This window comes from Komagataeibacter sp. FNDCF1 (assembly GCF_021295335.1).
Lineage (GTDB): Bacteria > Pseudomonadota > Alphaproteobacteria > Acetobacterales > Acetobacteraceae > Komagataeibacter.
In genome coordinates this window covers 804,661-816,687 of the sequence record NZ_JAIWOT010000001.1, presented here as the reverse complement: position 1 = coordinate 816,687, position 12,027 = coordinate 804,661, and the positions used below count along the sequence as shown (strand labels likewise).

The following is a 12,027-nucleotide window of genomic DNA, read 5'->3' as shown; positions in this document are numbered from 1 at the left end:
GAACCCGGTCATTGGGGTTTGCCGGTCGTGCCCGGCGCATCCGTCACCGGATGGTCATGGTTGGTCAGGCTGATGCTACCCGCCTTCACATCGCCCCGGGCTGCAATGTCGCCCGTGGCGGTGATCCCGCCCTTGACCGCCAGCGGCACATTCAGCGTGGCCTGCCTGGCCGTCAGGTCAAGGATCGGGCTGCCGCCTATTGTCACCAGCATTTCCGATGTGCAGTCAAGGCGGACAATCCTGCCATTCTGGATATAGATACGCTGGCCACAGGCGTCATACAGCACGCTGTCGCCTTCACCCAGCTTGCCAAACCGCGCCCTGGACGGATTGGCGGGCGGCAGCGCCATCAGGTCGGCATGGTCGCCACCTACCGCCACAACCGGGGCCACGGCACCATCCAGAGGGGCGTGGGATGCGAAGCCGAAAGGCTGGTGTACCGGCACGCGTGAGCGCACGCGCCCGTAATGGGGCTGGACCGTCAGCATCTGCTCGCCCCCCGTGTCGTCAATGGATCGCACCACGGCACGGACAAACAGGCCACGCACGGCCATGAACAGCCGGTCGATCATCGCGCCATCCCGTCACGGGCCACGATGCGCCCGGCACGCCGCGCGCCATTATGGCCGTGATCCATGTCGCCCGTCAGGTCATAGGCGTCGCGTTCCACCACGGATATGCGGGTCACCTCGCCATCGGGCGCGTCCACATAGGTCACGGCCCCGATCAGCATGTCGCGGTCAATGCCCGCATACAGGTCACGGACATACACCAGGGCGTTGGGCAGCCACATATCCCCCGTTTCACCCCGGTATCCCGGCACGGTATAGACCCGTGCCGTGGCCTGTGCCTTTGTCGAGCGCATGCGCCAGTCGGCCTGGTCCTGCAATCCCCATGGGCTGCCATCCGTGCGCGGCTTCGTGCGCTGGCGTCTCGACCGCCGGGTGCCCGCATGATACGCGGCCGGTGCTGGTCCAGGGTCTGCGGTCAGACCGCTGGCGGCGCTGTCCAGCGGCGGGTTCGTCGTGGCCTGCGTGGAAACTGACCCACCACTCTGGGTGGCGGACAGCCAGACACGGGGCCTGTAGCGCCCGACGCCCGGGTCAACACTGTGCCCATACCGCACGATGGCAGCGGCTTCCGTCTCCGTGGCGCTGGGTGCGCTGGGGGCATCTTCCGGCGTTTCCGAAAGCGGCTCCGCGTCCATGCTCAGGGTGGCATTAGCGGGTCGTAAGAGGCTTCTGAACTGCCCCTTGACCCACACATCCGAATACCGGCCGCGTGCGGATACCCGTGATTCCATGCGGTACACGTTGCCCGGCAATGTCAGCTTCCCCGGCGCGCGCGTGCTGCCCGCCTGCGTCAGGACAATCCCGCCCACGCCATCAGACGTGACCAGAACCCCGCGCTGGCGCGACAGCTTTTCGATGCTGGACATGGCGGGTTCGGCCGGATCGACCGCGACCAGGGTAAATGGATCACCCGTATCCACGTCGGCCGACACTGCCAGCCCGAACGGGCCGGTAAGGTTTCCGATGACATCCACAAGATGAACGGCACGATATTCTCCCGGTCCTGTCGGGTTGGCGGAACAGTCCACCAGATCGCCGGTCCTGTCCCGGCCGGAAATGGTGGCGCGGATTTCGCCGTCCGCCATTTCAAGCTGAATGTCATCCACATGCCCCAGCAGGCGGGTGACGCCATGGATGCGGATTTCCACCGGGTCGTTCTCGCGGATCATGGCCCATTCCGGCAGGTCGCCACCCAGCGCCTGATTGGCCCGCACCACGTCCAGGTATTCGACATGGAACGCCCCGCAGATGTCCGCCAGATCACGCCCGCATTCCGCCATGGTGTAGGTCTTCAGGGTGCGGCCATTCACGATCACGGTCATGCCGCGCGCGGTGACCGTGGCGCTGGTGGTGCCGCTCATGACGATGTTTCCAGAACGTCCACGCTGCCGGGGCCTGCCAGCGCGGGGTGGGTCAGGCCATTGCGGCTGACCAGATCATCCCACACGGCCGCCACGTTCGCGGGTGTGTCCCCCGCCACGGCATAGGCCACCAGCCAGGCACTGATCTGGCGTGGCACCGGCACCGCGACCGCCCTGGGCAAGCGTCCCAGGCGTGACGAAATATCCGCCACCACAGCCGCGCGGGCATCGCGGATCGCGCCCGACATGGCCGCTGTCGGGACTTCCGCCCCGGCAAGGATCACATTGGTCAGGTCGCTGGCCAGCGCATCCAGCGCCGCCGTCATGGCGTCACGGGACGCAATGGCGTCCGACTGGCTGACATGGGTAATGGCCGACTGCGCCGCCATGGCCTGCGCCACGGTCCCGGCACGCGCCACCAGCCCGATCACCAGTACATCAGCCGGGGCAAGCGATTTGACAGACAGCGCCTGTGCCTGCGCGCCGATCTGCGTGGCACCATCCAGCAGCAGCGTCGTCGCCTGCGCCGGGTCCACGGTGGTCTGGCTGCCGTCCGCCACCTGCGTCGCGGGCGCAATGGCGGATGTCGTGCCGGTCGATACCACGCCCGCGATGGCGGCCGGGACATTGACCAGCAGGTCCGTCACCCCGTCGGCATAGGTGGTGTCCGTGTTGCTTGCCGGTGCCACGATGCCGGTCTGCAACGCCGCCAGCGATGCCTGTGTGGCGGACTGGACGGGTTCCGGGGCCGATGCCGTGGCGGCACTCCACACATTGCCTGCCACCGTGACCGTGCTGCTGACGGCACTCGCCAGGGCAAGCGGGATCACGGCAGGCGACAGCAGGCCGCGCATGGCCAGAACGCCCTGGTCAACCAGCGCATCGCCACATTCCAGTACATTGGTCAGGGTGTCGGTGATGTTCGAGAACAGGCCGCTGGACACCGATGCGGGCGGCTTGCGGACAAACGTGGCCTCGAAGCGGGCCAGACGGATTTCATTGTCCGAAAACTCGATCTGCCCGGCCTGCAACAGGTAGCACCGCAGCGCACCCCACCACGGATGCACCAGCGTTGCCGGTCCCTTGGCCAGCAGGGCTGCACGCATCCGGTCGGCGCGCAGGACGTAATCATCGCCCACCAGAATGCCGCGCACCTGTATCGGGCCGTCGAACTGCCCGAAATCCTGCACGCGGAAATCGTCGCGGCCGGGGAAATACATCTGCATGACCCGACGCCCCGCAGCCTCGCGGGAATTGGGCATGTAGAAATTGACGCCGCGCCAGCTTGCCACCGACAGGATGGATGACAGCGGCGATGCCGCAAGCCCACCTGTCAGGCCAAGCTGGCTGCCAAGGAATCCCGCTCCGATGCTCATGGCTGCGCCACCATCCTTCCGCGATCCGGCGTGATGCGCACGGCTCCGCGCGGTCCCGCCGTCTGGCGCGCCTTCAGGGCGGGGTCATGCGTGATATGGACCACGGCCGCGCCGCCATCCTGCGCGGGACGTGCAGGCGGGGCCGCCGGAATCGCGGGCGCGGGTTGTACGCCACGGCCCATCAGCGATTCCACATGCCGCCCCACCCACGAATTGCTGAATGCCTGATCCAGGGCAGCGAACTGCGCCCTGACGTACTGGAACATGGCGACAAGCGGGACACTGAATATCCGCGCCAGCCCCGTGACGATGTTGTGCAGCTTGGTACCGATCCCGCCGCCCCAGCTATCCAGCCATGTGGTGAAGTCGTTGAACACCATCTTCGCCACGTTCCATGTGCCTTTCAGTGCCCCGGTGATCCCGCTGCCGCCCGCATCAAAAGCATGGGAAATCCGCGTCAGGTTGCGCGAGACATACAGCGCCGCCGCCACGACACCGACCGTCAGCGCCGCAAGACCGGCCACCACGCCCAGCGTTGCCAGACTGACGCCGCCCAGCAACGCCCCGACAGGTGCAAGAACAGCCCGGAACAGGGCAAATCCAGCCTTTAACGGCCCCGCCACAGCACCAACCGCGCCCATTGCAGTCGCCAGAGCCAGCATTGCGCCTACAGTGCCGATGATGGCCGTAGTGGCCCCCGGCACATGCTGGTCCAGCCAGTCGAAGCGGGTAGTCAGCCCATGCAGTCCGATAGTGGCAGCCTTCAGGATTGGCACGAACCCATGCCCGATGCGGCGCTCAAGCTGGGACAGGGCCTCCTCAAATGCCTGCAATACGATCTTGGTGGACTCAAGGCCCGTGGTGAAATCCTCATCCACCATGGCGGGATCGGCACCGCCCACCTTTTTCCGGATGGCGAAATAGCCCTGCTGGCCATCAAGGTGATGCAGCAGGGCATTTACGAAGCCACGATCCTGTTCGTTGTTGAACAGCGTTCCTACAGCCCGCAGGTCATTTCCGCCGCGCGTAATCCGGTTGACCTGCTGAAGGACCGCCATCATCGGGTCCACACCGCTGGCGCGGGCGTTTTTGAGCACTCCAAACAGGTCAACACCATATTGCCGGAACCGCTTGGCTGTATGACTGGACGTGATGGTTTGCAGGAAGGCGCGCATATCAGTTACGGCCTCGCCTTCCGTGCCGGTGTTCTTGCGCATGACCGCCAGCGCGGCTGCCATGTCGTTCAGGCCATCACGCCCGTGCACGCCCAGCGCGCCCGCCTGGGCCGCAACCTGCGGGAACAGCGGGGCCAGCTTCTCGAATGGCAGGTCAGCCGACTTCCCGGCTAGCGCCATGGCCGACAGCGCGCCGGGCATCTCTGCGGCAGAAATGCCCAGGTTCTCCTGCATGGCGAATGTGGTTTTCGCCACGCCATCCGGTGCTGCGTTGTAGGCCGTGCCAATACGCGCCACGGTCGGCATGACCGCCCTGATCTGGTCAAGCGTGTAGCCTTCGCGCGAGAAATACCCCGCCGCTGCGGCAAGGTCTGTCCCGCGCTGTCCGGTGTCACGCGCCAGCCGGTCGATGTCGCGGCCGAACGTCGCGGCAAACCGGGTATTGTCCGCGCCATGCAGGTTCAGCCCGATCCCGATATGGGTCAGGTCGTTGTCATATTCCGCCGCCGCCCTGACCGGCATCACGATCCCGAAGCCGGTAGCGGCCGCCCCGAAGGCACTTCCGACACCTTCCTGAATGGACTGCCCGAACCCGCGCACCGCGCCACCGACGTTGCGCGCGTATCCCAGACCACCACTGCCCAGCGCCGACGCCGCCGTCCGGATGCGCCCCAGCGCGGATACGCTGCGCTCGGCGGCTTCCTCAGCTTCGGTGCCGATGCGGTTCATGCCGCCTGCCGCCTCGGCCGCAGCGCCCCTGGTTGCCCCCAGCACATCATCCAGCCCGGTCACGGCAGCGGTCGCGGCCTCGATGCCTGCGGCGGCTTCGCCAATGGTGCCGACAGCTTCCGCCGCTTCCGCACCGACCGCGCCGGTCTCGGACAGGACTTCGTTCAGCCCGGTCACACCCTCGGTCGCGCGGGCGACGGGCTGCTGCATTTCATCGAATGGATTGGCCGCGCGGGCCAGTTCCTTCAGTGATCCATTGACCTCTGAAAGGATCGTGCGCAGCGCCTCAAGCGGCTCTGAACCGACCGTAAAATCGAGACGGAAGGCCGCCGTCATGTTGTTACCGGACAACGGGGCCTCCCTGTCAGTCCATCAGGTCATCTGCTGCTCGATTGCCGCGCGCCGCCGTTCGGCCAGTTGCCCCAGGGCTGCGGACCAGAAGCGGATGCGGTGCAGCGGCATGTCCAGCAGTTCAGCTTCGGAAAAGCTGGTCTCGTGGGCGAGCGCGGCCAGGATTACCGGCCAGTCTTCGCCCCACTCTTCAAAAAAGTGCTGGCGACCTGCGACAGGGTAAGGAAGTCCTCCCCATCCATTTCGCCCAGCAGGGCATCGGCCTTCGGGCCGGTCATGCCTGCGGATGCTTCCAGCATGGCGAGGATGCGGTTGCCTTCGCCCTCGGCATTCAGCATCTCGGTGATGCCGCGCCCCTTCAGCCGGTTAAGCACGATGGTGCTCACCAGATCGGTCTGCACCGTGCCATTGACGCTGGACTTCTGTTCCACCGGATACAGCAACGTCACCTTGACCGACCCATCAGCCTGATATTCCGCACCTTCGGGCAGTTTGGGCCGGTCGGGACGCACAACCGGCGCGCTGGTGGCCGGAGTGGTTGCGGGGGTAGTGGCGCCGTTCACGACGGGAGCGTTCATTACAGCAGTTCCTTGCAGGTGTTCATGTTGAAGGTCAGCGGCATATTGCCGCCGCTATCGGCCAGTTCCGGCGCGTCCATGATGTAGGCGTCGGGGAAAACCCACTGCTGGCCGGTATCAGCCATGACCTGAAGCTCCCCTTCATCGCCCGGCTGGAAGGCTGCAAGGCTCGCGCCACGCGGCAGCACGGGCGTGCAGCGGAACTGCCCGACCTGATACTGCTGGTAGCGAAAGCCGGTGCCGCCCGCTTCCTCGGTCTTGTTCTGGTTTCCGGGCAGGCGCAGCGACGCCCCCGGCTTGATCTCGATCTTCTGGCCCTTCCACCAGGCCCTGAAGATACCAACGGTTGAACCTGCCATGTGCCCTTACGCCTGTAGCTGGATGGAATTGGCCATGACGATCAGCGATCCCATCACACGGATGGGCAGGGCCGCGTCACAGCGGTTACGGTCGGTCGGGTTGATGGTGAACGCCGCCTGCTGCGCCAGCGCGTCGGTGTCCGTAAGCCAGCCCTCGACCGTCTCATACAGTTCGGACTGCGCGGCCCAGCTTCCCTTCAGCGCGCCCGGCGTCACCACGCCTGTTGCGATCCCGACCATGCGCGACGCATCATCGGCCAGCTTGGCGCGGGGATAGGTCGCGCTGATATAAGTGTTCCACTCATAGCGCACGCGGCTGACGGTCTTGGGCACCATGATGTTGCGCCATGCCGTGGTGGGATTTTCTTCCGCGTCGGTCTGGTTGTTCGTCACCATGCGCTCGATGCGCACGGTGCCGTCCTGGTCAACGGTGAAGGTGGACAGGCCCGATTGCAGCAGCACGTTGCGCATCGCATCCGTGAACAGGTCGGCATCATCTGGGGCCAGACCAGTCAGGCCGGTCAGTTCCAGCGCGCGCAGCTGCCGCGACGGGTCATTGTTCAGCGCCTGTGCCGCGATGGCACCGGCAATGCCCGCCATGATCCACGGTGCCCAGCGCGGGTTCTGTGCCGGAACACAGGTCATGAACCGGCTGTTTAGCGTCTCCGCCAGCGCCAGCGCCTGCCCGTAGGTGCCCCGGTAGCCGTAATAGACATGCGTGTCTTTCTTGACCATCGCGCCATACCGGCGTTCGGCTTCCGTCGCCAGCGCGGTCAGGTTGGCCGCGTCATTCAGGCAGGACACGATATCGGTGAACCAGACGTTGGACACCAGCGCGAGTGCTGCCGACAGGTCCACCGTGCCCGCGCCGCCGGTCATGGCCGTAACGGCCACGCTCATGCCCGGCACCAGGTCGGCCGTAAGCGAACTCATGCGCACGTCGATGTCGTTCACGAAGCTGCCGGTTTCCGCACTGGTCAGCGTCAGCACGCCCAGGGCCACCGTGGCGTTAAGGCCGGTCTGTACCGACACGTCAGCGGTGAATGCGGCAGCGGCAGCAGCGGCCATGTCGGTCGCGGCCATGCCGCTGGTCACCACGAACGGCACCCGCACGCCATTGGCTTCAATCGCCGCCGTGCCGTTGGCCGTGGCCGGGCCGGTGAATGTCAGGGTAGCGGCCCCGGCGGTGCCCCCGGTCGGGGCATCCACCATTACCATGTCCACCGCAACATACGGGGCGGCTGCAACCACGGCGGCCACGGTGGCCGCCAGCGCGGATGCAGGGCCCGCCAGGGCAGCCGCCTGCGCGGGCGAGATATTCTGGTAGCGCACCAGCGACGTGCCCGTGCCGCCGCCCCGCTGGCCCAGCACCAGCAGGCGCAGCGGCATGTCGGTCACATCGTTACCGCTGGGGACGGTCGTGACCTCGCCATAGCTGCCCGGAACGGCCCAGCCTGCGGGGATTTCACTGAAGGAGATGGTCTCGCTCACTTCGTGGCACTCCCGCTGGCGGCCTGTGTCGTGGCCGGGGTTGCGGCGGTGGTCGCCTTTGCCGGGGTGGCGGATGCGGCGGCAGCCTGCGCGGGCACGTCACCTGCCGTCAGGTCACCATTGCGCAGCAGCGCGGCCCAGAACGGATCTCGTTCGTTCACGTTAAAGCCCGTATCGGGCAGCCTGCGCGTCCTGTTTCCGGCCGGGATTTTCACCACCCGGCCGGGCGTCACATGCACCAGCGTGGTCATGCGGTTTCTCCTGTTTGGGGTGGGGGCGCGACCAGCGTGTCGCCCTCGGCGTCCTGCCACGTCTCACGCAGGCCCTTGAAGTCATCAAGCTGCTGAGCCAACGCCGAACCATCGAACGACACGTTGGGAACGGTCACTTCCAGCGATATCAGGCCAACATCATCCGCAAGCCAGTCCGCTGTGGGCGGCAGCGCGACCAGGCGAACCATGGGGGTGCCCAGTTCACCTGGCAGCGGGCGTGAATGCAGGAAGGCAGCCGCCGCTCCGGCAGCACCCATCGCCCCCATGCCGCGCAGACTTCCGGGAACACCGACATATAGCCGACCGGGGTCCGTGTGCTGGACGGCGATGAACACGGCAAAAACCAGATCGCCCCGGAATGTTGCGCCACAATCGCCATGCGGCTTCCATGCATTCCATGCCAGCCCGATGGCAGGCTTTGTGGTCAGGAGCCTTTCCCACGTTGCGCGCTTGGCATTGGGCGGCACGATTATGTGCCGGAAAATGTCTGGCGGGAACGCTTCATGCAGGCGCTGGCGCAGCGCCATGAATGCCTCCACGATCGGTCCGCCATGCAGCAGCAGGCGCGGATACTGGTTTTCAGGCAGTTCCATCAGTACAGCTTTCCGGGATAGAAGCTTGGGGCACGCATCTGGATGCGCGAAAAGGTCTCGGTCGTGTTGGCCGGGATCGCGCCATCCAGCGTGGCGTGCTCGTTATTGATGTCCTTCAGCCACGCAATCGCGTCCTTGTAATCGGCACGCATCTGGTCACTGGGATTGCTGTTGCCGCCCGAATGCAGAAGGTAGCGGGCAACCGCGCAGCAATACTGGGTCAGCACCGGCGGCGGATTGGCCACCGGCACCAGGTAACGGCGGCGCAGGTAGCTGTCCATCCGGCTTGATGCCTGATCCAGTGCCGCCTGCACCTTGCCCTGGTCAATCGTGTCCAGTGGCGTGTCCAGGTCGGTGGTGGCGGCGATCAGTTCGGCGTTGCCATACTTCGTCAGCATGTCAGCCAGGGCGGCGTAAGCCATCAGCCGACCCCGATCACTTCCAGCGCGGGTTCACCCGCCATGGCGCGAAGCTGGCCATCGTCCAGTTCGCCCGGCGCGTAGACATGCAGCGGGGGGTGGTTGATGCCGCCGCGTCGCAGGCCGGGGTCACGGCACACCACAATGACGTGACCGGGGGCAACTTCCAGCGGGCCATCCTTTTGAAGAATGAAAGTGCTGCGGGTAAAAGCAGCGCGGGCATCCGCCCTGTCCTTCAGCGCAAGGGTGGTATCGGCACCGCCCTGGTCGGGTTCTTCCGGTTTTTCAGACTTGCGGGTCATTCATCAGCCTCCATTGCTCTGGGACAGGCGCGGGCAGACCATCAGCTTCGCGTCGTTCTTGTAGGGGTTGGACGTGGAGGCCGCTGCCGTGGACCCGGAAATCAGCGTCGGCACAAAATCCGCGTTCAGCAGGTATTTCCCCTGCGTTTCCAGGTTGGACGGCACCAGCAGGTGCGTGGGCACCAGGCCGTAGGGCGCGCCGTCCTTCCGGCGCAGGCTGGCGAACGACGCCTTGACCGCAGCCCAGGTATCCACGTTCAGCGGACGGGTGGAGCGGATGGCGAGCTGCCACAGCCCAAGCCCGGCATTGCACCGCCCGTCCACGCCCCACATGAAGCGGTTCTTGACGAACACGACACCATCCTGAAGCGACGTCTTCGCGGTGATCACGAAGGGGCGGCGCGTCTGGAAAATCATCGGCTTGAGCGGGCGGTCGCATACCAGCGCATACCACGCCGGTCCCGCGCTCTCGCCCTGCTGCGGCGTGTGCAGGTTGGAATAGGACGTGAGCTTCCCGCCCTCGTCATAGTTCCGGTGTTCGGGATCGAAGTAATACTGGTTGTCCCAGCCCTTTTTCGTGGTTCCCGCCTGGAAGGTGTCGAACACCAGTTCATCGGGCAGCGTCGCGGCGTTGTAGCCAAGCTGCTGGATGGCGGGGGTCAGCACATGGAACTGATCGTCCTCAAGGTCTTCGCGCCGGACGGAGAAGGTCTCCTCGAACGTGCGGTTGCGGATTTCAAAGCCGTTGGCTTCGAGTTCATGCACCACACGGTCGCCCACCCATTCCCGGATGCCGGGGATTTCCGCCATGCGGGGATAGACGTTCGAGCCAGCCGACGATGGCACGATGATGGAGAATTCCTGATACATGGGCGGGGCCACGGTCAGAAACTTGTTGAAGGCGGTATTCACGCGCGCGGTCAGCGCGTTCATGTTGCCGATATTGATTTCCATGGGTCTGCCTTACGGGATCAGGACATAGGGGGTGCCGTCGGCCTCAAGGCCCGCCAGCGTGCCAACCTGGAGCCGGTTGACGGGGGCCGCTTCGGTTCCGGCATTTTCGGTCAGGGTCACGGTCTCATCATCGACCGCGTAGACAGGCGCGTTCACGTTCGCCCATGTCGGGGCCACGTCGAACGGCAGCGCCCAGCAGCCTTTCCTGATCCACACGTCGGGCGCGGTATCAATGTCAGGCACCAGTCCTGCCGCGCCGGTATTGTCGTACTGCGCGGTGGCCATGCCGACGATGGCCACCAGTGGCGATGGCGTGTTGGCGCTGCCAGCGGGCACGACCGTGCCATCGGCGCACACGGCGGTGATGGAATTGCGGAACAGGCGGAAGCCCGCCGCCACCATGTGCGGAAACTCCGGCCCCGGCGCGATCTTGCGTTCGGGGATGACGCGATCAGCGGCGAGCATTGGACGCCTCCCACTTCTTCACTTCGTCTTCCGTGACGCCGAGGTCTGCGTCCATGGCGGTGATTTCAGCGGCATTTCCGCCAGCACTGGGCACCGTGCGCGTATGCAGGTTCAGTCCGCTGGTCGGCACATCCTGCAAGCCGGTGATGATGCGCTCGGCCGCCTGCGGGCTGGTCGTGTGCAGCGTGATCAGATCGGCCTTCGTCTCGGCGGAAATGACCTTGGTGCGCGCGGCCTGCTCAATGGCGTGGGTGGACGCCGCCAGCGCACCAGCCGCCTTCAGTTCCGCGATCTGGCCGGTCAGCGCCTCGATCTGCTGCCGGGAATGGGTGCTGACATCGGACAGTTTCGCGCGCAGGCCCGTTACCAGGGCTTCGGGGGAAACGCTGGCGTCCAGTCCCGCCAGCGGGGCAAGCTGGGAGTGCATGCTCATGCACCCCTTCATTTCCTTCAGATGCGCAATGACCTGTTCCTTCGTCGTCGTGGCCGGAAGGCCAAGCGCCTTCAGGACATCTTCAAGCGGCAGCATGGCCGGTTCCTTCTGCGTGGTGTGGAGGGTGTTGATTTTCAGGTTGGGCGCATTGGTCAGGGACGCGCGCGCAATCCGGGTCACGACGCCGCCGGGGGTGGCAAAGGCGGGGGAAATCCCGCGATAGGCGTGGTCGGCAACCATGGCGCGGCCGGATTTGGTCCAGTCCACGCGCCCCCAGATGCCATCCGCACGCGCCTGTAGTTCGATGATCCAGCCCACTGCGGGGGCCGGACCGCCGGATATCAGGGCACGGTCGGTGGCATGGTTTTCGTCGATGGGCAGCTTGCCGCCCTCGGCTTCCATGGAATGGGTGATCAGCGCCGCAGCATCTTCCACCCGGTACGGGCCGCGCCCGTCCACGCCGGAGAACGCACCGACCGGCAGCAGGTGGACCCAGTCCGGCACCTTGCCATTATCTGTCGTCGGCAGTGCGGTGTGGTAATGGAGCGTCGTGTTCATTGCCCGCAGCATGACGGGCTTTCGAACGGGCCGTCACGG

Annotated in this window: 14 protein-coding genes; all 14 read right to left on the bottom strand. The window is 65.5% G+C overall.

All coding sequences use genetic code 11. The features are described 5' to 3' along the window. Positions 1–8 precede the first annotated feature (8 nt). On the bottom strand, positions 9–572 hold the full coding sequence (locus tag LDL32_RS03770; protein WP_233064618.1) for a phage baseplate assembly protein: 564 nt from the start codon (positions 570–572) through the stop codon (positions 9–11). Continuing rightward, positions 569–1,933, bottom strand: coding sequence for a phage baseplate assembly protein (locus LDL32_RS03765; protein WP_233064616.1), 1,365 nt, complete (start codon positions 1,931–1,933; stop codon positions 569–571). The genes LDL32_RS03770 and LDL32_RS03765 overlap by 4 nt, the downstream gene beginning before the upstream one ends. Beyond that, a complete protein-coding gene (locus LDL32_RS03760; protein WP_233064613.1) occupies positions 1,930–3,309 on the bottom strand; it encodes a DNA circularization N-terminal domain-containing protein in 1,380 nt (459 codons plus the stop codon). The genes LDL32_RS03765 and LDL32_RS03760 overlap by 4 nt, the downstream gene beginning before the upstream one ends. Then, entirely contained in the window at positions 3,306–5,564 is a 2,259-nt protein-coding gene (locus LDL32_RS03755; RefSeq protein ID WP_233064612.1) for a phage tail tape measure protein, read from the bottom strand. The genes LDL32_RS03760 and LDL32_RS03755 overlap by 4 nt, the downstream gene beginning before the upstream one ends. Before the next feature lie 164 nt (positions 5,565–5,728). After that, the gene (locus tag LDL32_RS03750; protein ID WP_233064610.1) at positions 5,729–6,142 is read right to left on the bottom strand and encodes a hypothetical protein; all 414 of its coding nucleotides are present in this window, start codon (positions 6,140–6,142) and stop codon (positions 5,729–5,731) included. After that, positions 6,142–6,501: a phage tail tube protein gene (locus LDL32_RS03745; protein ID WP_233064608.1), complete on the bottom strand. Its 360-nt coding sequence runs from the start codon at positions 6,499–6,501 to the stop codon at positions 6,142–6,144. Before LDL32_RS03745 ends, LDL32_RS03750 begins: the two co-directional genes overlap by 1 nt. 6 nt (positions 6,502–6,507) lie before the next feature. Next, complete coding sequence (locus LDL32_RS17985; RefSeq protein WP_233064607.1) at positions 6,508–7,992, bottom strand: phage tail sheath subtilisin-like domain-containing protein; 1,485 nt, start codon at positions 7,990–7,992, stop codon at positions 6,508–6,510. Continuing rightward, complete coding sequence (locus LDL32_RS03735; RefSeq protein ID WP_233064606.1) at positions 7,989–8,243, bottom strand: hypothetical protein; 255 nt, start codon at positions 8,241–8,243, stop codon at positions 7,989–7,991. Before LDL32_RS03735 ends, LDL32_RS17985 begins: the two co-directional genes overlap by 4 nt. Continuing rightward, positions 8,240–8,857, bottom strand: a complete 618-nt coding sequence (locus tag LDL32_RS03730; RefSeq protein WP_233064605.1) for a hypothetical protein — start codon at positions 8,855–8,857, stop codon at positions 8,240–8,242. Before LDL32_RS03730 ends, LDL32_RS03735 begins: the two co-directional genes overlap by 4 nt. Further along, positions 8,857–9,279: a gp436 family protein gene (locus tag LDL32_RS03725; RefSeq protein WP_233064604.1), complete on the bottom strand. Its 423-nt coding sequence runs from the start codon at positions 9,277–9,279 to the stop codon at positions 8,857–8,859. The genes LDL32_RS03730 and LDL32_RS03725 overlap by 1 nt, the downstream gene beginning before the upstream one ends. Further along, positions 9,279–9,578, bottom strand: a complete 300-nt coding sequence (locus LDL32_RS03720; protein ID WP_233064603.1) for a hypothetical protein — start codon at positions 9,576–9,578, stop codon at positions 9,279–9,281. Before LDL32_RS03720 ends, LDL32_RS03725 begins: the two co-directional genes overlap by 1 nt. Before the next feature lie 3 nt (positions 9,579–9,581). Continuing rightward, positions 9,582–10,532, bottom strand: a complete 951-nt coding sequence (locus LDL32_RS03715) for a Mu-like prophage major head subunit gpT family protein (protein WP_233064602.1) — start codon at positions 10,530–10,532, stop codon at positions 9,582–9,584. Positions 10,533–10,541: 9 nt separating this feature from the next. Further along, positions 10,542–10,997, bottom strand: coding sequence for a hypothetical protein (locus LDL32_RS03710; RefSeq protein ID WP_233064601.1), 456 nt, complete (start codon positions 10,995–10,997; stop codon positions 10,542–10,544). Further along, the gene (locus LDL32_RS03705; protein ID WP_233064599.1) at positions 10,984–11,988 is read right to left on the bottom strand and encodes a phage protease; all 1,005 of its coding nucleotides are present in this window, start codon (positions 11,986–11,988) and stop codon (positions 10,984–10,986) included. The genes LDL32_RS03710 and LDL32_RS03705 overlap by 14 nt, the downstream gene beginning before the upstream one ends. Between the last annotated feature and the right edge of the window lie 39 nt (positions 11,989–12,027).

Bases quoted from the DNA above. Each gene is read 5' to 3' on its own strand.
- LDL32_RS03770 (WP_233064618.1), bottom strand. From the start codon at position 572: ATGATCGACCGGCTGTTCATGGCCGTGCGTGGCCTGTTTGTCCGTGCC.
- LDL32_RS03765 (WP_233064616.1), bottom strand. From the start codon at position 1,933: ATGAGCGGCACCACCAGCGCCACGGTCACCGCGCGCGGCATGACCGTG.
- LDL32_RS03760 (WP_233064613.1), bottom strand. From the start codon at position 3,309: ATGAGCATCGGAGCGGGATTCCTTGGCAGCCAGCTTGGCCTGACAGGT.
- LDL32_RS03750 (WP_233064610.1), bottom strand. From the start codon at position 6,142: ATGAACGCTCCCGTCGTGAACGGCGCCACTACCCCCGCAACCACTCCG.
- LDL32_RS03745 (WP_233064608.1), bottom strand. From the start codon at position 6,501: ATGGCAGGTTCAACCGTTGGTATCTTCAGGGCCTGGTGGAAGGGCCAG.
- LDL32_RS03735 (WP_233064606.1), bottom strand. From the start codon at position 8,243: ATGACCACGCTGGTGCATGTGACGCCCGGCCGGGTGGTGAAAATCCCG.
- LDL32_RS03730 (WP_233064605.1), bottom strand. From the start codon at position 8,857: ATGGAACTGCCTGAAAACCAGTATCCGCGCCTGCTGCTGCATGGCGGA.
- LDL32_RS03725 (WP_233064604.1), bottom strand. From the start codon at position 9,279: ATGGCTTACGCCGCCCTGGCTGACATGCTGACGAAGTATGGCAACGCC.
- LDL32_RS03720 (WP_233064603.1), bottom strand. From the start codon at position 9,578: ATGACCCGCAAGTCTGAAAAACCGGAAGAACCCGACCAGGGCGGTGCC.
- LDL32_RS03715 (WP_233064602.1), bottom strand. From the start codon at position 10,532: ATGGAAATCAATATCGGCAACATGAACGCGCTGACCGCGCGCGTGAAT.
- LDL32_RS03710 (WP_233064601.1), bottom strand. From the start codon at position 10,997: ATGCTCGCCGCTGATCGCGTCATCCCCGAACGCAAGATCGCGCCGGGG.
- LDL32_RS03705 (WP_233064599.1), bottom strand. From the start codon at position 11,988: ATGAACACGACGCTCCATTACCACACCGCACTGCCGACGACAGATAAT.